Origin of the sequence: Propionivibrio limicola, from assembly GCF_009469695.1 — a bacterium.
Classification (GTDB): Bacteria; Pseudomonadota; Gammaproteobacteria; order Burkholderiales; family Rhodocyclaceae; genus Propionivibrio; species Propionivibrio limicola.
In genome coordinates this window covers 42,735-63,947 of record NZ_SSSR01000006.1, presented here as the reverse complement: position 1 = coordinate 63,947, position 21,213 = coordinate 42,735, and the positions used below count along the sequence as shown (strand labels likewise).

The window sequence follows — 21,213 nt, the reverse complement described above, 5'->3', positions numbered from 1 at the left end:
GACTTCTCCTTGTCATAAAACAAGGAATTATCGCAAAGCCGCCGCCACGTCGCGACAACTATTCTTCTGGAGTCTCAGTTCGTCCGTGCTCCATTTACTCCTGTCGCCCGCCCTGCCATCCGGCGAACTCCAGCGGGCGCAAGCCGAAGCGAATCGCATTGCCGGGGGTGAGGGCGCGGAATTCGTCGATGACCAGCGCGATGAAGCGCGGGCGGTCGGCATCGGCGACGCGCACTGGGGTGTGCGCGGCGACGGTGGCTTCGCTCACTGGCAAGCCGCCGCGCACGAGGGCGCGGACGGTTTCGGCCAGTTCGTTGCGGTGGCGCAGGCGGAAGATGTCGGGCAGCACCATTTCGCGCTGCACGGCGACGTATTGCTGGCACGAGCGCTCGTAGGCGGCGAGATAAACGTCGCGCAGCAGTTCGACGCGGTTTAGTTCGTACACGCCGATCAGCGCATCGACGTAGGCCTGCTGCGGCACATCGATGAACGCCAGCGGACAGAGGTTATGGCGAATCAGCGGAATGTTGGCAGCGAGCCGCGAGACGCGCTTGTTCACGTCCTCGAACGGCTGCAGATAGGGCAGATGCACCATCAGGAAGAAGCTCTGCTCGAACGGGTCGTCGATTTCGGCAGCCATTTGCAGGACGATCCCGAACAGCTCCTCGATGCTCTGCGGCACGGCGAGCGGCAGGTAGACGCTGTTGCCGATGCCGACGGGCCGGATGCGCAGGCGGCCAACACAAAGCGGGTCGGCCATCAGGCCATCGGCCAGCAGCGCATGCAGGGCGATGATCGTTTCCGGGCAAACGCCGGCGCTCTGGCCGTCATGCACGAGATATTCGATGGCGGCCTTGTGGTTGAGGATCATCTGGGTTTCGAGCGCATCCTTGTCGTCGGCGGCCTGGCCGTGGGCGATGAGGTGCTCGGTATCGAGCCAGCTGTAGGTGTTGCCTTCGAGCTTCGACGAGGCCCAGGAGAGGTCGATCAGCAAACGGTTGAGGATGTCGCGGGCGAAGGTGCCCGCCGGCATCTGCTCGGCAGGCGAGCGGCCCATGCTGTGCAATTGAGCGCGCAGGGATTCCGGCAGATAAAAGGTGTGATTGGGCTGGTATTGCTCCAGAAAGCCGGTCTCGTAGGAAACCGGCGTGCGTTTCTGACGCGGCTGGCTGACGTAACGGCGAATTTCCTCGCCCTCGGGCGACACAGGAACGTAAGCGGTACTCCCTCCGTACGAAACGACCGGCATGCGCAGCGAGCGTTGTGGCGCGACACCGGACGTTTGTGGCGCACTTACCTTTTCCGGCGCAATAACTGGCGCAAATTGCGCCTCCATATTGGCGCGCAAAAGACGATAACGGGTCGCGCGCCCTTCGCCAAAACTCTCGATGCGCTTTTCGGCGACCAATGCCGCCAGCCGGCGTTGCAGTGTCCGCCGGGAGAGAGCGCCATCCGCCAGCGCCTGCAACATTTCCACGCTTGCACCATCCGGATGGTGCGCGATCAGCGAGAGAACCTGGTCAAATTCCTGAGTAGCGATTTTTTTTGGCACGTTACACGCATCGAGAAAGGAACCAGCAGATTATTGCGCCACTTTAACTGGCGCGCAACAATCATGAATTCCTACTCGAAGCGCAACGCCACGATCGGATCGAGCCGCGCTGCCCGCCGCGCCGGCATGTAGCCGAAGACGATGCCGATCAGCCCGGAGAAGACGAAGGCCAGCAGGTTGATGCCCGGATTGAACAGGAAGGGCATATTCATCAGCGCGGTAAGGCCGAGACAGACGAACAGCGCGAGCACGATGCCAACCAGCCCGCCGAGCGCCGAGAGCGCCACCGCTTCGATCAGGAACTGCAGCAGCACTTCGTGTTCGAGGGCGCCGATGGCGAGACGGATGCCGATCTCACGCGTCCGCTCGGTGACCGAGACGAGCATGATGTTCATGATGCCGATGCCGCCGACGAGCAGACTCACCGCCGCCACGGCGCCGAGCAGCGCGGTCATGGTGCGGATCGTGCCGGAAAGCGTTTCGGCGATCTGCTTGGTGTCCATGACGTTAAAGTCGTCGTCAGCGTTCTCGGAAAGCTTGCGCCGCTCGCGCATCAGCTTGCGGACCTGCTCCATCACCGGGTCGGCAACGACGCCGTCGCGCAGCGAGAGCATCAACGTGGACACGTCGGTCGCGTTGCCGGTCAACCGCCGCTGCGCGGTACGGATCGGCATCAGCACCACATCGTCCTGATCCTGCCCCATCGCGCCCTGCCCCTTGCCTTGCAGCACGCCGATGATCTCGCAGGTGAAGTTCTTGACGCGGATTTCGTCGCCGATCGGCGAGCCGCGCGGAAACAGCTGCTTTTTGACCGTCGCACCGATGATGCACACGGCCTTGCCGGCGGCTTCCTCGTCCTCCTCGAACTGTCGCCCGGAAGCGATCTGCCAGTTGCCGGCGACGAAATAGGCGTTGCTCGTGCCACTGACCTGCGATTGCCAGTTCTGGTTGCCGGCCACCAATGTCACCGAACTGCCAACGACCGGGGCGACCGCCTTGAGCGCCGGTATTTGTGCCTTGATCGCTTCCACGTCCGCGAGTTTGAAGTTCGCCGCCCCGGCACTGTCGCGGCCCGGGCCAAGCCGTTGACCGGGGCGCAGGATCAGCAGGTTGCTGCCAAGGCTGGATATCTGGTCGGAGACCATGCGCGTCGCGCCATTGCCGAGCGTGACCATGGTGATCACCGCCGCGACGCCGATGACCACGCCGAGCACGGTCAGAAACGAGCGCATCAGGTTGCGGCGGATCGCGCGCAGGGCGAGCAACAGGGCGTTGAGGAGCATCTGGGTCATGTGCGCTCCTTGGACTCGTCGCTGGCCACCAGTCCATCGACGAACTTCACCACCCGGTCGGCGTAATGCGCCATTTCCGGCTCGTGCGTGACCATGATCACGGTGATGCCCTGCTCGCGGTTGAGCGAGACGAGCAGGTCCATGATCTCGTGCCCGCGCTGGCTGTCGAGGTTGCCGGTCGGCTCGTCGGCGAGCAGCACGAGCGGCCGGGTGACGATGGCGCGGGCGATGGCGACGCGCTGTTGCTGGCCGCCGGAGAGTTCGGCCGGCGTGTGGCGCTCCCAGCCGGTCAGGCCGACCTGCGCCAGCGCCTCGCATGCGGCGGCATGTCTTTGTGTCGTTTCTGCGCCGCGGTAGAGCAGCGGCAGTTCGACGTTCTCCTGCGCCGAAGTGCGTGAGAGCAGGTTGAAGCCCTGGAAGACGAAACCGAGATAGTGCCGGCGTAGGAGCGCACGCTGGTTGCGGCTCAGCGTTTCGACGGCGATGTCCTTGAAGCGGAACGCGCCGCTGGTCGGCCCGTCGAGGCAACCGAGGATGTTGAGCGCCGTCGACTTGCCGGAGCCGCTCGGTCCCATGATGGCGACGAACTGGCCTTGCGGAATATCGAGGTCGACGCCCTTCAGCGCCTGGAAGGCCGCCGCACCCTGCCCATAAGTCTTGGTGATGCCGCGCAGGGAAATCAGGGCGCCATCATTCACTTGGCTTTTTCCTGATAGTCGACGATCACCGCCATGCCGGCCTTCAACGCGCCGCCGGTGATCTCGGTCTGCCGCCCGTTGCTGGCGCCGGTCTGCACCGGAACCGGCACCGGCTGGCCGTCGCGCAGCACCCAGATCTGCTTGTTGTCCGCTTGCGCTTTCGGCGCCTGCTTCTTTGGCATCGGCGGACGCGGCATCAGGCGAGAGATGATGCCACCCTGCGGCCCGGCCTCGGGGCCGTTCGGCGGCGAAAAGCGCAGCGCGGCGTTCGGCACGAGCAGCACGTCGTCGCGCTTGGCGGTGATGATGCGCGCCGTTGCCGTCATGCCGGGACGCAGCGCCAGATCGTCGTTGGTGACGGTGAGCACCGTCTTGTAGGTGACCACGTTGTCGGTCGTCGTCGAGCCGAGGCCGACGCGCTGGATCGTCGCCGGAAAACTGCGTCCCGGCCAGGCCGAGACGGCGAAGCTGGCCGGCTGGCCGAGTTGCACGTTGCTGACGTCGGCCTCGTCGACCTTGACCTGCAGTTCCATCTTGGTCAGGTCTTCGGCAATCGTAAACAGCACCGGCGTCGTCATCTGCGCGGCCACCGTCTGCCCCGGTTCGACCTTGCGCGTCAGCACGACACCGTTGATCGGCGAGCGGATGACGGCCTTCTCGATGTTGGTCTGGTCGGTCTGCAACGTCGCCTTGGCCTGCGAGACCGAGGCGCGCGCACTGGCGAGATTGGCCACGGCACGGCGCCAGACGGCTTCGGCGCTGTCCAGCTCAGTCTTCGACGGCACCTTGCCGCCCGACAGCTCGGCGACGTGCCGCAACCGGTCGAGGTTGGCGCGCGCTTCGCCGAGCGTCGCCTCGGTCTGCGCCACGGTGGCTGCGGCGGCGTCGAGCGCAGCCTGCGACTTGGCGACGGCATCGCGCAGCTTGGCCGTGTCGAGGCGGGCGACGATCTGCCCCTTCGTCACCTTGTCGTTTTCGTTGGCGAGCACGGCTTCGAGCGTGCCGGACAGTTCGCTGCCGACATCGACCGAGCGCGTCGGCGCCAGCGTGCCGCTCGCCGAAATGCTGACGACGAGGTTGCCGGTGGCCGCCTCTTCGGTCAGATATTGGCCAGCCTGCCCTTTGCCGCCGCCGGAAAACGCCACGGCAAGCAGCACGACGAGGCTGGTCGCACCGGCCATCGCCCAAAAGCGCTTCGAGCGGCCGAGGAAACGGGAAGACGTGCCGGCCTTGAGAAAATCGGGGAGGGCGTTGTTAGCGTTGTCAGAATTAATGTTTCGGGATTCGGGCGCGGTCATGATTTATTCGTGTCCGTGAGTGCGGAAGTAGCTTGCCAGCCGCCGCCGAGCGCCTTGTAGAGCTGGACGACGGCGCTCAGCACGTCGGCTTCGGCGCTGGCCAGATTGTCCTGGGCGGTAAGCAGGGTGCGTTCGGTTTCGAGCACGTTCTGGAAGTCGGCGGCGCCGGCCTGATACTGGATGCGCGCCAATTCGGCGGCGTTGGCGGCGGCCGTGGCGGCCTTGCGGCGGGCATCGACGCGTTCGCGGCCGTTGGCGTAGGCGGTCATCGCATTTTCGACATCTTCAAGCGCCGTCAGCAGGCTCGATTCGTAGGCGACCAGCGCCTGTTCCTGCACCGCGCTCTGCACGGCGATGCGGCTGCTGATGCGGCCGCCGTCGAACAACGTGCCGGCCAGGCTGGCGGCCAGCGAACGCACCAGCGTATCGCTGCCGCCCAAGGCTGACGCGCTGAAGGCCTGCCAGCCGAACGAGCCACCGAGCGTCAGGCTCGGGTAGCGCTCGGCCTCGCTTTCGGCGGTGCGGGCGATTTCGGCTTTCAGCGTGAATTCGGCGGCGCGCACGTCGGGTCGCTGGCGCAGCGTGTCGGCCGGAATGCCGACGGCGATTTCGCCCGGCGGCACGGGCAGCGGCCGTGCTTCCCGCAGCGTTTCGCGCAGGCTGCCCGGCGCGCGGCCGGTGAGGATGGCGAGCCGGTACTCGGCGGCGGCGCGCGCGGTTTCCAGGCTGGGAATCGTGGCGCGCGTCTGTTCGAGATTGGTGCGCGCCTGTTCGACGTCGAGGCGCGTCACGAGGCCAGCCAGTTCGCGCCATTCGGCGATCTGCAGCGTTTCGGCCTGACTGGCGACGTTGGCACGGACAATCGCCAACCGCTGCTGGCTGGCGCGCAGGGTCACGTATTCGAGCGCCACCTCCGCCGCGAGCGAGGCGTAGGTCGATTGCAGCGTAGCTTCGGCCGACGCGGCATCGGCGCTCGCCGCATCGGCCGCGTCGCGCAGGCCGCCGAAAATCGACGGTTCCCAGCTGGCGTCAAAGCCAGCGGCGTAGAGCGTCTGCGATTTGCCGGAACCACCGCTGTCAGAACCGACGCGCGAGCGCGTCGCCCCGGCCGAAGCGCCAAGACTCGGCCACAGGTTGGCGGTCGCCAGATCGCGCGCCGCACGCGCTTGCCGCAATTTGGCGCGGGCGGTACGCCCATCCGGCGCCGCGTCCATGGCGACGACGATCAGCGCGTCGAGATCGGCATCGTTGAACTGCCGCCACCAGACGGCGAGGTTTTCAGAGGGGGCGCCAGCCCGGAGGCGGGAATCGTGTGACCTCCAGCCGCCCGGAACACTGACCGTCGCGGCCGACTGGACATCCGCCAGGCACTGTTCGAGCGAGGCGCAACCACCCAGCAGCGCAAGACTGGATGTGAAAAACAGGTTCCGGCGTAGGTGACGATCCACAGGCAACTCGAATGAAAAGACGGCAACGGACAAACCAGCATTATCGGCCGGCCTACCCCAAGGCATGACGCCAGACAGGAAACGCCGCAGGTAAATTCGCGTTAATCAACAAACCGCACTCAACGCCGAGTCCGCAGGGAAAGGTGGAAAACGCAGAGAAAACACAACATAAAATGTGCCCTCTCTGCGTCAGAAGCGGTTTTCGCGTTTTCCGTCAGCCCTTCGGCGGCGGCATGTCGCCCTTGGCGTCGCCGCGCCTTGGCCGCTGGTCATCACGATCGCCACGGCGACCACGGCGGTCGTCTCGATCATGGCGACCACCCTTGCGCTCCATGCGGTCAAAACCGGCCTTGAGGAACTGGCGCGCCTTCTCCTTCTGCTCGGGATTGAGCGAGTCATAGACGGCGAGCCAGCGGTCGCGCACCGTGTCGCGCAGCTTCTGTCCTTCGGCGCGGAAATCATCCGCGCGCTTGGCCAGCGCGCGCAGGTCGGCATTCGGTTTGTCGATCAACGCCTTCATCTCTTCATGGTGCTTGCGGAAGCGTTCGCGCATGCCGTCATGCGTTTCCTTGGCGAAGGATTCAGCCGCTTTCCAGAGCGTTTCCTGGCGGGCATCAAGCTTCAGGTCGTCGTGCAAACGCTGCATGCCTTTGCCGCCGAGGAACATTTGATGATGTCCCGGGCGATCGAAGCCGGGGCCGACCGCTTCGCCACCCGATCCGCCGCGTGGTCCGGCAAAACTGTTGGCGGCCAGCCCGAGCGACATGGCGAGGGCGGCGACGAGAAGGCGGGGGGAAAAACGTTGTTTCATGACAGGACTCCTTTTGTCGGGTTGATCGTTCAGCGGGCGTCCGGCTATCGGCCCGACCGCCGTTTGCTGACGGAGCCATTTTCTGCCCGCCCCCGTTGCAAACGATTTCGCCACCCGGCCACTTCGTTGCAATTTGTTTCATCGCTCCGCCGGGTGAAATAGCCGGACATACAATGGCGTTCGTCCCGATTGCCTCACGGTTTGCCCCATGAAAAAGATCCTGCTCGTCGATGACGACCCCGAACTGCGCCAGTTGCTCGCCACCTACCTCGCGCGGCACGGCTACGACACGCTGCTGCTGCCCGACACGCGCCAGCTCGACGCTTTTCTCGAACGCTATCAGCCGCACCTGATCGTGCTCGACCTGATGATGCCCGGCGAGGATGGTCTCGCCGCCTGCCGGCGCCTGCGCGGGCGCGGCGAGACGCTGCCGATCATCATGCTGACGGCGCGCGACGAGCCGGTCGACCGGGTGATCGGGCTGGAAATGGGCGCCGACGATTACGTCGGCAAGCCGTTCGACCCGCGCGAACTGGTCGCCCGCATCGAAGCCGTCCTGCGGCGCGGCGCCCAGCCCGCCGCCGCGCCGGTGGCGAACGGCGGCGTTTTCCGCTTCGGCGACTGGTCGTTCGACCGCGCAACGCGAAAACTTGCCCGCCAAAGCAATAACGGCGAAGAAAGTGTCGCCCTGACGAGCGGCGAATTCGCCCTGCTCAACGCACTGGTCAGCAACGCCGGCCGGCCGATGAAGCGCGAACGCCTGCTCGAACTGACGCGCGGCGAGGACAGCGAATCGTTCGACCGCGCCATCGACGTGCAAATCCACCGCCTGCGTCGCCTGATCGAAGCCGACCCGTCGCAACCGCGCTACCTGCAAACGGTATGGGGCGTCGGCTATGTGTTCGTGCCGGACAATGACGCCGCCGGAGCGACCGGCGAATGAAGCGAATAAAGCTTCTCTTCGACTCGCTGGCCGTTCGCACCGTACTGCTCGTCATCGCCGTCGTCGTGGTCGCCGAAATCGCCACCTTCTCGCTGGTGATGCAGAACGAACGCGTCACGCACAAGGATCAGACGGCCCGCTATATCGCCGGTCAGGTGCGCCTCCTACAGAGCGTGTTACCCGGACTCAATGACGCAGCACGCGAACGCCTCGAATCTCCCGTTCCCGGCGAACAGTGGCTACCGTTAAGACCGGACAGCCGCGGCGTGCCGCCGCGCGCACCAGAATTCGGTTTCGCGCGCGATCTGGCCAACGAACTGGAACGGATGCTCGGCGAGAAAATCGAGCTGCGGCATGCCGGACGAGGCAAACACGGCGGACTCTGGATCGGCTTTGTCGCCGCCGGCGAGCGCTGGTGGCTGGTCTTGCCGCCGCCGCGCTTCAAGCCGAAAGGCTTGCCGCCCGATCTGTGGGGAAATCTCGGCGTGGCGTTGGCCGCTCTCGTGCTCATGGCCGGCGTATTCGTCTGGGGGATCGTCGGCCCGCTGCGACGCTTGGGCGACGCCGTCGCCGCCACCGGAAAAGGCCGAGCGCGCACGGTCACGCCGGAAGGCCCGAAAGAGGTTCGACAACTCGCCGAACAACACAACACCATGCTCGACCAGTTGGCGCAGTCGGACGCCGAACGGCGCGAAATGCTGGCCGGCCTCACCCACGACCTGCGCGCCCCGCTCGCCCGCCTGCGCGTGCGCCTGGCCCTGCTCGAGAACGACGCGGAGCGCGGCGGGCTGGAACGCGACGCCGACGACATGGAACGCATCGTCAGCCAGTGCCTCGGCTTCCTGCGCAGCGAGGAGGAAGACAAAAACAAACAGCGCTCCACCGAACCGCTCATCCTCGCCGAAGCGGTCAGCAACGAAGTGGCACGCCAGCGCGAATTGGGGCGACCGGTCGAAATGACCGTCAGCGGCGAGGTGGCGGCGTGCCAGGTCGCCATCGACCACGGCAGCCTGCAACGCCTGCTCGACAACCTGATCGACAACGCCCTGCAATACGGCGCACCGCCGATCGAGGTTTCACTCGGGCGCGACGGCCAACCCGGTTTCGTCGTCCTCAAGGTGCGCGACCACGGCGCCGGCATCGCCCCGGAACAGCGCGAACGGGCACTCGAAGCGTTCATCCAGCTCGAACCGGCACGGGCAACGCGCGGCAGCTGCGGCCTCGGACTGGCCATCGTGCACCGCATCGTCGACGCCTGCGGCGGCGAAATGACACTCGCCGACGCACCGAGCGGCGGACTGGAAGTGGCGATGCGCTTGCCGGTCGCCGTAGACGGCAAGCGCTAACCGCTTGCAACACAGAGAGCGCAGTGCCGAAAAATCAGGCGGCGCTCGCCGGCCCACTGCCAAGCTGCTAAATTGCACCCTTTGCGACTGAAGCCGACTTTATGCAACCCGAACCCCTGCTGCCGGAGCGCTGCCGTGACGACTGAATCATGGGTGTCCGTGGACCAGATCGCCGAGCATCTGGGCGTCACGCGCGATTCGATCTACCGCTGGATCGACCGCAAGAACCTGCCCGCGCATCGCGTCGGGCGGCTTTGGAAGTTCAAGATCAGCGAAGTCGATGACTGGGTGCGCGCCGGTGGCGCAGATGAGCACAAGGACCGGAGCTGAGGGGAATCGTGGCCTACAACGAAGAAGAAACTCGCTTTCACCTCATCGATCCGGTGCTGCGCCGCAAGGGTTACGACGACCCGCAGCGCATCCGGCTGGAAACCCCTGCCCCGGTCGAGCCGACCGGGCCGAAGGGCCGCCGCAGCAAGCGCGGCGGGCGCACCGATTACCTGCTCTGCGTGCAGGTGGGCGACATGCCCAAACCGCTGCCGGTCGCCGTACTCGAAGCCAAGCGCGAAAGTGAAGATCCGCTCAAGGGCATGGAGCAGGCCAAGGGCTACGCGGACTGCAAGCGCTTTGACGTGCAATACGTCTTCGCCAGCAACGGCCATCTTTATGGTGACTACGACAAGCCCAGCGGCATCCAGACCGGGCCGCATCCGCTGGAAGACTTCCCGCCACATCCCGACCTGTGCGTGCGCTACGCAACGGACAAGGGCATCGATCTGGCCTCGCCCGATGCCGCCCTGCTGTTCCAGCCTGACAGCCCGGCGTGGTCAGCCTCGCGCTACTATCAGGACGCCGCCATCCGCGCCGCCTTCGAAAAGATCATCCGCGAACGGCAGGCGGGCCACGCTCCCAAGGTGTTGCTCACGCTCGCCACCGGCGCGGGAAAAACCATCATCGCCACCAACCTGCTCTGGCGCATGGCGCAGGCGGGGCTGTTGCCCAAGCCCGCGCTCTTCCTGTGCGACCGCGACGAGCTGCGCGAACAGGCCTACAACAAACTCAAGGCCGCGTTCGGCGGCAACGCCCGCATCGTGGAGACTGAGCGAGGCCAAAATGCGGCGGCCAATGCCCGCATCCATATCGCCACCTACCAAACGCTGGGCATTGATGAAAACGGCGATGGCAGCTTCCTCACCGACCATTACGGCGAAGACGCCTTTTCAGTCATCATCATCGACGAATGCCACCGCTCGGCCTGGGGCAAGTGGTCGCAGGTCCTCACGCGCAACCCCAACGCCATCCATATCGGCTTGACCGCCACCCCGCGCAAGCTCGAATCGCCAAAGCGCGAAAAGAAAGCGAAGGACATCGAAGCGGCCATCGCGGCAGACGACGCCATCACCGCGCACAACGTCGAGTACTTCGGCGAACCGGTGTACGAATACACGCTGGCGCAGGCGCAGGAAGACGGCTATCTCGCCGCCTGCGAAATCCTCAAGCGCAAGGCCGACATCGATTCGCGCACCTTCACCCGCGAAGAAATCCTCAAGGCGGGCGTCAGGGACATCAAAACCGGTAAGCCACTCACTGAAGAAGATCTGATCAAAGCCGAATACACCGGCAAGGATTTCGACGACGAACTGTTCATCGACCTGCGCACGCCCAAAATGTGCGAAGACCTGTTCAAGCTCCTGTGCGAAAACGGCGGGCCGGAGCAGAAGGTCATCATCTTCTGCACCCGCGACCTGCACGCCGACCGCGTGACGATGCAGATGAACAACCTCTACGCCCAATGGTGCAAGCAAAAAGGCCAGCCGCGCAAGGACGACTACGCCTTCAAATGCACCGCTGCTGGCGGCGCGGAGAAGATCGAGATCATGCGCGGCAGTGGCGAGCGCGCCTTCATCGCCTGTACAGTCGATTTGCTGGAAGCCGGCGTGGACATCGAGCGCCTGAATGCCGTGGTGTTTTTCCGCTACCTGCAATCGGCGATCAAGTTCTACCAGATGGTCGGGCGCGGCACGCGCATCCACGAAGAAACGCAGAAGTACAAGTTCTGGCTCTACGACTACACCGGCGTCACCGATCTGTTTGGCACCGACTTCATCACCAATCCGCCGCGTCCCGGCGGCGGCGGTGGAAAGGGTGGCGGCAGTGGTGGCGATGAAGATGGTGACGACGATGGCCCCGCCGTGCCGGTCATCGGTGGGCAGTCGGTTATCGTCAACGCGCAGGGCCGCTTCATTCTTGGCAACCGGGGCGGCGTCGCCACGCCGATCCCGGTGGATGAATACCGGCGCGAAGTCATCACCCGCGTGCTCGCCGAGGCGCACAACCTCGATGATTTCCGGGGGTTGTGGGTCGAGGCGAAGAAGCGCCGCCAGTTGATCGACCATCTGCTCGGCGACCACTACGTCCCGGATTTGGTACGCAACGCCGAGCAGATGGACGAGTTCGATCTGTTCGATGTGTTCGGAAAATACGGCTACAACGCCCGCGCACTGAAACGCCCGCAGCGCGGAGCGGAATACGTGAGCGGCAACGCCGCGTGGTTCGCGGGTATGGACGCCAAATCGGCCATCGTCCTCAAGGGCTTCGGTTCGCAGTTCGCCCAGGGCGGCACCGAGGCGCTGGAAAGCAATTCGTTGTGGGCCGTGCCGGAAATCGCGCAGGCGGGGGGGCTGGAGGCGCTGCGCATGTTGGGCAAGCCGTCGCAGGTAATGCAGGACGCGAAGATGAGGTTGTTTGGGGTATGAACTACACGCCACTCAAGGACGTTTTGGAAAGCTGGGATGCGGGTGCATGGGGTGAGCCAGCCGATCCATCAACTGGTGTTTCTGTGCTGCGCTCCACGAATTTCAGAAGCGGAGGTGAGTTGTCGTTTGAAAACCAAGCAATCCTTTCCATAGATGAGCGTACCTACCAGAAGAAGAAGCTCTATCTTGGCGACCTCTTGCTGGAGCGATCTGGTGGAGGACCGCTTCAGCCGGTTGGTCGAGTCGCGGGTTTTTGGGAAACGGATGAAAGAAAGAAGTTCATTTGTGGCAACTTCATCTCTCGCTTGGTCCCAAAGCGTTCAGTCGTTGATCCGCTTTATTTGATGTACTCGCTAAGTTTCTGGCATGTGCGGGGCGACACAGAAAAGTATCAAACAGCGACCACTGGGATTCGCAATTTGCAAATGAAGCAGTATTTGGAACACGAACTTCATGTTCCAAATATCGAGGAACAGCACCTCATCGCCGCCCGCCTGAAAGCTCAACTGGCCGAAGTGGAAACCGCGCGGCAGGCGGCGCAGGTGCAGGTGCGGGATGCTGATTTGCTTTGCACAGCGCTGATTGATGCTGCCTTCGCGGAATGTAACCAATGGCAGCCCATCGGTGCTGTGGCCAAGGTGCAATCTGGCTATGCCTTCAAGAGTGAGGATTTCACCTCTTCCGGCATCCGCTTGTTGCGAAATACCAACATTCTTCCCGGCAAGGTGTATTGGGATGATGTCGTTTGTATCGATGAGCGCGAGTCTTGGCGCTACCCAAGTTATGCCCTCGAAGCAGGTGACATCCTTATCAGTCTGGATCGTCCGCTGATTTCGAGCGGCATTAAGGTTGCACGCGTGAGAGCGAACGATTTGCCTGCGCTTCTGTTGCAACGAGTAGGCCGGTTCCTGCTGAAACCGGGATTGATTGATCCCGATTTCCTTTACGCCTTTCTGCAATCCTCGTACTTCATTCAGGCTATCTCAGGGCACGACCAGAGTCTCGGTGTGCCGCACATCTCGCCGGGCCAAGTGGAAGCAGTGATGCTGCCATTGCTGTTGCTTGATGAGCAGCGCAACATCGCATCCCGCCTGAAAACCCAACTCGCCGAAGCCGCCGCCATCGCCCAAGCCGCCGCCGCGCAACTCGCCGAGATCGAACGCCTGCCGCAGAAGCTGCTGGCGCAGGCCTTCACCCCTCAAGGAGAAACAGAATGACCCGGAAGAAAATCAGCCAAGCGCATCAGGCGACCTTCGACGATATCCGCCAGGTCGATGCGAATGGCAACGAGTTCTGGCGAGCACGCCAGTTGGCCAAGGTGTTGGAGTATTCCGAATACCGGCACTTCATGCCCGTCATTGAGCGCGCGAAAACGGCTTGTCAGACCAGTGGCCAGGAATTTGTCGACCATTTCGAGGATGTCCTCGAAATGGTCGAAATCGGCTCCGGCGCGCGACGTGAAGTGGAAGACGTACGGTTGTCCCGCTACGCCTGCTACCTGATCGTGCAGAACGGCGACCCGTCCAAACCGGTGATCGCCAACGGTCAGACCTACTTTGCCCTTCAGACGCGTCGGCAGGAGTTGGCCGATGAAGCGAAGTTTGCACAACTCACCGAGGACGACAAGCGTCTGGCCATTCGCAACGAGCTGGCCGAACACAACAAGCATCTGGCTGCCGCCGCCAAGGATAGCGGGGTGGAATCGCCTGTGGACTATGCCATCTTTCAGGATCATGGCTATAAGGGCCTGTATGGCGGATTGGGTGCCAAGGATATTCATGCTCGGAAGGCGCTGAAGAAGAGCCAGAAAATTCTGGATCACATGGGGAGCGCCGAACTGGCGGCCAACCTGTTTCGCGCTACCCAGACCGAGGAGAAGCTGCGTCGCGAGGGCGTACAAGGCAAAACGCAGGCCAATCGCACGCACTACGCGGTCGGCCAGAAAGTACGCCAGACCATTGCCGAATTGGGCGGCACCATGCCCGAGAATCTGCCGGTGCCCGAGAACAGCATTCAGCAGGTCTCGTCGGCGAAGAAAAAGCAGTTGAAGAGGCCGGAAGAATGACCACTCCACATCGTCTATTTGTCTCGTCAGTGGTGAGACAAAAAAAGTGCCACCACTGATGTCACAAATTCACTTGGTCGCCTGAACCATGGCCCGACAGAAAATAGCCGAAAAAGCCCCCAAGGCCATCGCCTCCACCCAGTCGCTCTCCAGCTTCGTCAAGAGCATCTGCGATGTGATGCGCCGCTCCAACTGCGCCAGCGCCTTGCAATACGTGCCGGAACTGACCTGGATTCTGTTCCTGCGCATCCTCGACGCGCAGGAAGCGCGCGAGGCGGAACAGGCCGAGGCGCTGGGCGCGGAGTTTTCGCCCGCGTTGTGCAGCCCTTACCGCTGGCAGGACTGGGCGGCGCCTTGGTCGGACAAGGCCGGTCATCCGCAAACCACGGACGGCAAGATGCAGGGCTGGAAGCGGCAGGAATTATTCGCCGCCGGTGACGGCCGGCTGTTCGACTTCATCAACAAAGAATTGCTGCCGCACCTGCACGCGCTGGACGTTGATCCGCGCACGAATCTGCCGAACCCGGCGGCCAGCCCCAAGCAGCGCATCATCGGCCGCATCATGACGGCAGTGGAGCGCGTGCGCGTGGATGACGAAGCCAATCTGCGCGACATCCTCGACCGCGTGCATGAGATCAGCATCGATCACATCGACGACACGCATTTCTTCACGCTGTCGCAGGTGTATGAAGACCTGCTGCTGAAGATGGGCGAGAAGAATTCCGACGGCGGCCAGTTCTTCACGCCGCGCGAGGTGATCCGGGCGATGGTGCATACCGTCGATCCCGCGCTGGGCCAGACAGTCTATGACCCGTGCTGCGGCACCGGCGGCTTTCTGGCCGTGGCCTACGAGCATATGGCGCGCAAGCTGGGCAAGGCGGCGGCGAGCACGGACATTGAAGCGCTCAAGCACGACACTTTCTTCGGGCGCGAGAAGGAGAATCTGGTGTTCCCGATCGCGCTGGCCAATCTGGTGCTGCACGGCATCGACCAGCCGAACCTGTGGCACGGCAACTCGCTGACGCGCCGCGCGACCTACGCCGAATTGTTCCGGCATGCGCCGGCGCAGTTCGACGTGATCCTGACCAACCCGCCCTTTGGCGGCAAGGAAGGCAAGGATGCGCAGAAGAATTTCGCCTTCGAGACCGGCGCCACGCAGGTGCTGTTCGTGCAGGACATTCTGGCCGAACTCGCGCCGGGCGGCACCTGCGCCATCGTGCTGGACGAGGGCTTGCTGTTCCGCACCAACGAAAGCGCCTTCGTCGAGACCAAGCGGAAACTCACCGACGAGTGCGATCTGTGGGCCATCGTCAGCCTTCCCGGCGGGGTGTTTTCGACGGCGGGCGCGGGCGTGAAGACCAATCTTCTGTTCTTCACCAAGGGCAAGAAGACCGAGCGCATCTGGTACTACGACCTGTCGTGGGTGAAGGTGGGCAAGAAGACGCCGCTGACGCTGGCGCACTTCGGTTTCGGGAAAGACGGCGAGACGCTCAGCGATGACGCCTTGCCCGCCATCCTCGCCGCCGATTGGCAGGCCGACGAGGCGAACGCAGGCAAGCCGTTCCCCAGCTACGCCCGCATGTTGAAAAACCACGGCAAACCCGAGGGAGAAAGCCGTTATTCATGGGCGGTGGATTTCACAGACCGTCGAGCCAAGGCGCGCGAAGAAATGCAGCCGCTGCTGGACAAGGCCGCAGACATCAAAGCGGCCGTGGTCGATCGGAAGGAAGACCTCAAGCAGCTGAAGAAGGACAAGGCGGCCGAAGAGAAGATCGAGGCGCTGGAAGCGGACATCCGCGAACAGGAAAAAGCGGCACGCGATCTGGAAGCCGAGGCTGCCGCCATCGATGCCGCCGTTTTCGACCTGAAAGCCGTTAATCCAAACGCGGTGACGGTCGTGGACGAGCGCACGCCCGGCGAAATCATCGAGAGCATCGAGGCGCAGGGCCGCATCGTTGCAGAAGCTCTGGCGCGCTTGAATGCACTGATGGCCGCGCCTGAGATACCTGAGTGATACAAGCTCAAGCAGCGGTACCATAGGCGCACAATCAGGGGATTAGGGAGAGCCCGCCATGAGCCACAAACACCTGCATCTGCTCGAAGCGATTTACCGTGACCCGCCGAGTGCCAACATCCACTGGCGCGAGGTCGAGTCGCTGCTGTCGCATCTCGGCGCCACGGTCGAACCGGCGCACGGCGCCCGTTTCCGCGTCGTGCTGAACAGGATCGAGTTCTATCTGCACCAACCGCACAACAACGCCACCTGCCAGCGCCAGGAAATCAAGCAGTTGCGCGAAGCCCTCGCCCGTGCCGGTGTCACGTTATCGGCCTACGAAGCGAGCCAGAAGGCCGATTGATTCTGAAATCGCCGTTTTAAGCGCTTTCGACGCAGAGTGCGCAGAGATACAGAGAACGCAGAGAAAACCAAAAAGATGGATGCCAAAAATCGTTTTCCCTACCCATTGAGGGAAAAACGGTTTTCTCTCTGTGTTCTCTGCGGCTCTGCGATCTCTGCGTTGAAGGCGGTTAGCCAAGATCAAGCGACTGCCGTGCGAACCGGTGATGCAGCCAGACGGCCAGCATGGCGCCAGCCGCCAGACCGGTCATGCCCAGGGCCATCGTCAGTGTCGAGCCCCAGAGCAGCGGCGCGAGCAGGCCGGCGATGAGGGCGTTCGATCCCGACTGGAAGAACATCTGGCAGGAGGCCGCCAGCCCGCGCTGGTCAGGGAACGGCTCAAGCGCCATCAGCGTCAGGCTGGGCGCGACGAGCGACATGCCGAAGGTGTAGATCGGAATCGGCAGGATGCTCCACGGCAACCCGGCCGGCAGCCAGAAGCTGACTGCCACGTTGGTCAGCGCAGCAACGCCGAGGATCGCGAAGCCGCGCCAGATCGTCCGCTCGGGCGACAATTTGCCGGCCAGCCGGCCCGACACCCACGACCCCAGCATCATCCCCAGCATGCCCGGGCCGAACAGCCAGAGAAACCCGGTCTCGGCCACGCCAAGGTGGTGCATCAGGAATTCCGGTGCCGACATCACGTAGAGGAAGAAACCGGAAAAATTGAAGGTCAGCCCGGCGCAGGCGAGCAGAAAAACCGGCGAGGTCAGCACCTTCCAGTAGGCGCGGCCGAGATAGCCGGGATGCAACGACTGGCGCTTTTCCCGCGGCAGCGTTTCCGGCAACAAGCGCCAGCTTGTCACGAGCAGGATGAGCGTCGCCACGGTCAGGAACACGAACACCGAGCGCCAGCCGAACCACGCCTGCAGACGCCCGCCGATCACCGGCGCAATCGCCGGCGCGAAGGCGAACATCATCGTGATGTGCGACATCAGGCGTTGCGCGCCCGGCCCCTCGAACAAATCGCGCACGATGGCCCGGCTGACGACGATCCCGGCGCCCGCGCAAATGCCCTGCACGGCGCGCAGAATCCATATGTGCTCGATGGCGGTGGCGAAAATGCACCCGAACGAGGCGAGCGCGAAAAGCAGCTGGGAAACGAGGATGACGAGGCGGCGCCCGACGGCATCGGAAATGGCGCCATGCCAGAGCGCCATGAAGGAGAACGGCACCAGATAAGCCGTCAGCGTTTGCTGTACCTGCAGCGGCGTGGCGCCAAGCGATTGCCCGATGTCCTGGAAGGACGGCAGATAGGTATCAATGGCGAACGGCCCGATCGCGCCGAGGGCGGCCAACAGGACGGCAATGCCGCGCGGCGGTTCGGTACCTGAGGAAGTGTGCTGCATGGGGTTTCCTGACTGATTCATTCCTGACTGAAGCGGCGGTACTGGATCGCTTCGGCGACGTGCGGCGCCAGAATGGCGTCACTACCGGCGAGATCGGCAATGCTGCGCGCGACCTTGAGCACGCGATGGTAGGCGCGGGCCGACAGGTGAAGGCGCGTGACGGCGCTTTTGAGCAGCGCGGCGCCCGTCTCGTCGGGCTGGCAATGGGTGTCGATTTCCCGCGTTTCCAGACGGGCGTTGGTCTTCTGCTGGCGCCGCATTTGCCGCTCGCGCGCCTGCATCACGCGAGCCCGCACCGTCGCCGAGGATTCGCCATCCGGCGCCTGTTGCAAAGCTTCGGCCGGCAGCGCCGGCACTTCAATCTGCAGATCGATACGGTCAAGCAGCGGGCCGGAGAGCTTGCCACGATAGCGGCTGACCTGATCCGGCGTGCACCGGCAGCGCCCTTTCGGATCGCCGTGATGCCCGCACGGACATGGATTCATCGCCGCGATGAGCTGGAATTGCGCCGGAAACTCGGCCTGCCGGGCGGCACGCGAAATGTGGACGCGGCCGCTTTCCATCGGCTCACGCAACGCTTCGAGAACGCGCCGGTCGAATTCCGGCAGCTCATCGAGGAAAAGCACGCCGCGATGGGCCAGCGAGATTTCGCCTGGACGCGGCACGCCACCGCCGCCAACGAGCGCCGCCGAGGAGGCGGTATGGTGCGGCGAGCGGTACGGATGGCGGCCAAAATGCGCTGGCTGGAACGCCCCGGCCAACGAAAGTACGGCCGCCGATTCGAGCGCCGCTTCCTGCGTCATCGGCGGCAACAGCCCCGGCAAACGGCTGGCGAGCATCGACTTGCCGGTGCCCGGCGGCCCGGCCATCAGCAGCGAGTGACCGCCAGCGGCGGCGATTTCCAGCGCGCGCTTGGCCTGCGCCTGCCCGCGCACGTCGCGCAAATCGGGATAGCCGGCACCGTCATCGTCACAGTCCGCGTCCGCTTCGCACGCATTGAGGGCGCCCTGACCACACAAATGAGCACAGACTTCGAGCAGCGTATGCGCCGCGAGAACCCGCCCGTCCCGCGCCAGCGCCGCTTCCTCGGCGCTCACCGCCGGCAGGATGAAACGGCGGCCGCACTGACCGGCGGCCAGCACCATGGCCAGTGCGCCGCGAATCGGGCGCACATGCCCCGACAGCGACAGCTCGCCGGCAAATTCATATTCGTTGAGCGCTTCGGCAGGAATCTGCCCCGACGCGGCCAAAATCCCGAGCGCAATCGGCAGATCGAAACGCCCCGATTCTTTCGGCAAATCGGCCGGCGCCAGATTGATGGTGATGCGTTTGGCAGGAAACTCGAAGCCCGAATTCTGCAACGCCGCCCGCACCCGGTCGCGCGCTTCCTTGACCTCGGTGTCGGGAAGCCCGACCAGCGTCACGCCGGGCAAGCCACCCGCGACATGCACTTCGACCGCGACTTCCGGGGCGGAGAGTCCGTCCAGGCCACGGCTGTGAACGATGGCGAGCGGCATAACGGGGGTTTCGACAGCGAAGGGCGTTTATGCCGCGTCGCCGCTGTCACCCGGATTTTCCAGGCGGGCGACGCGTTCTTCGAGCGCTTTCAGTTTTTCGCGCGTACGCTGCAGCACTTGCGCCTGAATGTCGAATTCTTCGCGGCTGACCAGATCGAGCTTGCCGAACAACCCCGACAGCAAGGCGCGAGCATTTTTTTCGATGTCGGCGGCCGGGCTGGCGGCAACCAGCGCGCTCAGCCGGCTGCTGAATTCCTCTAGGATTTTGGGATCGAGCATGGCGTTTTTCCTGTGGCGGGAGAGGCTTTGAGTTTAGCACAGCGGACTAGGCCAGCCGCCGGCACCGCTTTGGTGCAAACCCTTCAATCATCGCGCCAGCAACGTGCCAAGGTTTTGGCAGGATCGAAACAAATCGTTTTAATTCTTTGTTTTATTTGCATAATTAAATCTGGCACGACTCATGCTAAATGTCTCTCGCAAGGCATTGCCTTCGTCACCATTCACTAAATCGAGGAGTCAACTCTATGAAGAAAGCCCTGATCGCCACCGCTCTGGTCACCGCCTTCGCCGCACCGGCCTTTGCACAAACGGCTGCTCCGGCTGCTGCCGAAGAAGCCAGCCCGCACACGCTGACGACCAACGTCGGCCTGTTCTCCAGCTACCGTTTCCGCGGCATCGACCAGACCAACGGCAAGCCAGCCCTGCAAGGCGGTTTCGACTATGCGCACTCCAGCGGCTTCTATGCCGGCAACTGGAACTCGAACGTCAGCTCCGGCGCCGGCTTCCCGGACGGCAACCTGGAAATGGACTTCTACGCCGGTTACAAGACCAGCTTTGGTGACTTCGGCCTCGACGTCGGCGGCATCCTCTACTACTACCCAGGTTCGGAAGCCAAGGCGCTCAGCGCCAAGGCCGACTCCGGCTCCGTCAACAACAAGGAACTCTATGTCGCCGGTTCGTGGAAATTCCTGACCCTCAAGTACTCGTACAGCGTGGACGACTACTTCTCGCTGCGTAGTTCCACCGGCAAGGAAACCGATGGCACCGGCTACCTCGAGCTGAACGCCAACTACGATCTGGGCAACGGCTGGGGCGTCAACGGCCACGTCGGCCAGCTGAACCTGAAGAACATCGACAACGGTGATTACACCGACTGGAAGATTGGCGTCACCAAGGATCTGAGTGGCTGGGTCGTCGGTCTCGCTTATGTCGACACCAATGCCGAAGGCAGCTGCAGCAAGGGTGAGTTCTACTGCTTCTACAATACGTTGAATGATGATGGTGTGGTCAGCGGCTCCACGAAAGACGCCGGCCGCGGCATCGCCGTTCTTTCCGTCAGCCGCACGTTCTGATTTTTTGCAACCGGGGAGGGCAACCTCCCCAGAATGGGAGCCCATCATGAAAATGGTTACCGCCGTCATCAAGCCGTTCAAGCTTGACGAAGTGCGTGAAGCGTTGTCCGCCATTGGCGTCAAAGGCATCACGGTTACCGAGGTCAAAGGTTTTGGCCGCCAGAAAGGCCACACCGAGCTGTATCGCGGCGCCGAGTACGTGGTCGATTTTCTGCCCAAGGTCAAGGTAGAGGCCGCCGTAACGGATGCCGTGCTCGATCAGGTTGTCGAAGCGATCGAGAAATCGGCCGGCACGGGCAAAATCGGCGACGGCAAGATCTTCGTCTCCGACCTCGAACAAGTCATCCGCATCCGCACCGGCGAAACCGGTGAGGACGCCATGTAATCAGGA

General features: G+C 63.3%; 19 protein-coding genes. 10 read left to right on the top strand and 9 right to left on the bottom strand.

All coding sequences use genetic code 11. The annotated features are described in order from the left end of the window. Positions 1-94: 94 nt before the first annotated feature. The 6 genes from GH659_RS06800 to GH659_RS06775 form a co-directional block, all read right to left on the bottom strand. Complete coding sequence (locus GH659_RS06800) at positions 95-1,552, bottom strand: Fic family protein (RefSeq protein ID WP_246167760.1); 1,458 nt, start codon at positions 1,550-1,552, stop codon at positions 95-97. Between the two features lie 71 nt (positions 1,553-1,623). Further along, positions 1,624-2,844: an ABC transporter permease gene (locus tag GH659_RS06795; RefSeq protein WP_246167758.1), complete on the bottom strand. Its 1,221-nt coding sequence runs from the start codon at positions 2,842-2,844 to the stop codon at positions 1,624-1,626. Then, complete coding sequence (locus GH659_RS06790) at positions 2,841-3,542, bottom strand: ABC transporter ATP-binding protein (protein WP_211364141.1); 702 nt, start codon at positions 3,540-3,542, stop codon at positions 2,841-2,843. The genes GH659_RS06795 and GH659_RS06790 overlap by 4 nt, the downstream gene beginning before the upstream one ends. Continuing rightward, the gene (locus GH659_RS06785; protein ID WP_153110460.1) at positions 3,539-4,840 is read right to left on the bottom strand and encodes an efflux RND transporter periplasmic adaptor subunit; all 1,302 of its coding nucleotides are present in this window, start codon (positions 4,838-4,840) and stop codon (positions 3,539-3,541) included. The genes GH659_RS06790 and GH659_RS06785 overlap by 4 nt, the downstream gene beginning before the upstream one ends. Continuing rightward, on the bottom strand, positions 4,837-6,288 hold the full coding sequence (locus GH659_RS06780; protein WP_246167756.1) for an efflux transporter outer membrane subunit: 1,452 nt from the start codon (positions 6,286-6,288) through the stop codon (positions 4,837-4,839). Before GH659_RS06780 ends, GH659_RS06785 begins: the two co-directional genes overlap by 4 nt. A gap of 214 nt (positions 6,289-6,502) precedes the next feature. Continuing rightward, on the bottom strand, positions 6,503-7,099 hold the full coding sequence (locus GH659_RS06775; protein WP_153110455.1) for a Spy/CpxP family protein refolding chaperone: 597 nt from the start codon (positions 7,097-7,099) through the stop codon (positions 6,503-6,505). A 208-nt stretch (positions 7,100-7,307) separates the two neighbouring features. Here GH659_RS06775 and GH659_RS06770 point away from each other — a divergent pair, with 208 nt between their 5' ends. From GH659_RS06770 to GH659_RS06735, 8 genes are all read left to right on the top strand, one after another. After that, positions 7,308-8,042 (top strand): response regulator, encoded by a 735-nt coding sequence (locus tag GH659_RS06770; protein ID WP_153110453.1) that lies wholly within the window; start codon positions 7,308-7,310, stop codon positions 8,040-8,042. Beyond that, on the top strand, positions 8,039-9,388 hold the full coding sequence (locus GH659_RS06765; protein ID WP_153110451.1) for an ATP-binding protein: 1,350 nt from the start codon (positions 8,039-8,041) through the stop codon (positions 9,386-9,388). The genes GH659_RS06770 and GH659_RS06765 overlap by 4 nt, the downstream gene beginning before the upstream one ends. A gap of 135 nt (positions 9,389-9,523) precedes the next feature. Next, positions 9,524-9,718, top strand: coding sequence for a helix-turn-helix domain-containing protein (locus GH659_RS06760; RefSeq protein WP_153110449.1), 195 nt, complete (start codon positions 9,524-9,526; stop codon positions 9,716-9,718). 8 nt (positions 9,719-9,726) lie between these two features. Then, entirely contained in the window at positions 9,727-12,144 is a 2,418-nt protein-coding gene (locus GH659_RS06755; protein WP_153110447.1) for a DEAD/DEAH box helicase family protein, read from the top strand. Next, complete coding sequence (locus GH659_RS06750; RefSeq protein ID WP_153110445.1) at positions 12,141-13,361, top strand: restriction endonuclease subunit S; 1,221 nt, start codon at positions 12,141-12,143, stop codon at positions 13,359-13,361. The genes GH659_RS06755 and GH659_RS06750 overlap by 4 nt, the downstream gene beginning before the upstream one ends. After that, positions 13,358-14,209 (top strand): DNA damage-inducible protein D, encoded by an 852-nt coding sequence (gene dinD / locus GH659_RS06745; RefSeq protein ID WP_153110443.1) that lies wholly within the window; start codon positions 13,358-13,360, stop codon positions 14,207-14,209. Before GH659_RS06750 ends, dinD begins: the two co-directional genes overlap by 4 nt. An 88-nt stretch (positions 14,210-14,297) precedes the next feature. Next, positions 14,298-16,223 (top strand): class I SAM-dependent DNA methyltransferase, encoded by a 1,926-nt coding sequence (locus GH659_RS06740; protein ID WP_153110441.1) that lies wholly within the window; start codon positions 14,298-14,300, stop codon positions 16,221-16,223. 58 nt (positions 16,224-16,281) lie between these two features. Next, positions 16,282-16,566, top strand: coding sequence for a type II toxin-antitoxin system HicA family toxin (locus GH659_RS06735; protein ID WP_153110439.1), 285 nt, complete (start codon positions 16,282-16,284; stop codon positions 16,564-16,566). Between the two features lie 169 nt (positions 16,567-16,735). On the opposite strand, the gene GH659_RS06730 is transcribed toward GH659_RS06735, so the two are convergent. Genes GH659_RS06730 through GH659_RS06720 form a run of 3 tightly spaced genes read right to left on the bottom strand, consistent with a single transcriptional unit; the run spans position 16,736 to position 19,749 of the window. Continuing rightward, on the bottom strand, positions 16,736-17,953 hold the full coding sequence (locus GH659_RS06730; RefSeq protein WP_153110437.1) for a multidrug effflux MFS transporter: 1,218 nt from the start codon (positions 17,951-17,953) through the stop codon (positions 16,736-16,738). A gap of 17 nt (positions 17,954-17,970) precedes the next feature. Beyond that, positions 17,971-19,470 carry a YifB family Mg chelatase-like AAA ATPase gene (locus GH659_RS06725; RefSeq protein WP_153110435.1) on the bottom strand — a complete coding sequence of 500 codons (1,500 nt, stop codon included), beginning with the start codon at positions 19,468-19,470 and terminating at the stop codon, positions 17,971-17,973. 27 nt (positions 19,471-19,497) lie between these two features. After that, a complete protein-coding gene (locus tag GH659_RS06720; RefSeq protein WP_153110433.1) occupies positions 19,498-19,749 on the bottom strand; it encodes an accessory factor UbiK family protein in 252 nt (83 codons plus the stop codon). A gap of 245 nt (positions 19,750-19,994) precedes the next feature. On the opposite strand from GH659_RS06720, the gene GH659_RS06715 reads away from it, so the two are divergent. Continuing rightward, the gene (locus tag GH659_RS06715) at positions 19,995-20,822 is read left to right on the top strand and encodes a TorF family putative porin (protein ID WP_153110431.1); all 828 of its coding nucleotides are present in this window, start codon (positions 19,995-19,997) and stop codon (positions 20,820-20,822) included. A 46-nt stretch (positions 20,823-20,868) separates the two neighbouring features. Further along, positions 20,869-21,207, top strand: coding sequence for a P-II family nitrogen regulator (gene glnK / locus GH659_RS06710; protein WP_153110429.1), 339 nt, complete (start codon positions 20,869-20,871; stop codon positions 21,205-21,207). Positions 21,208-21,213 lie beyond the last annotated feature (6 nt).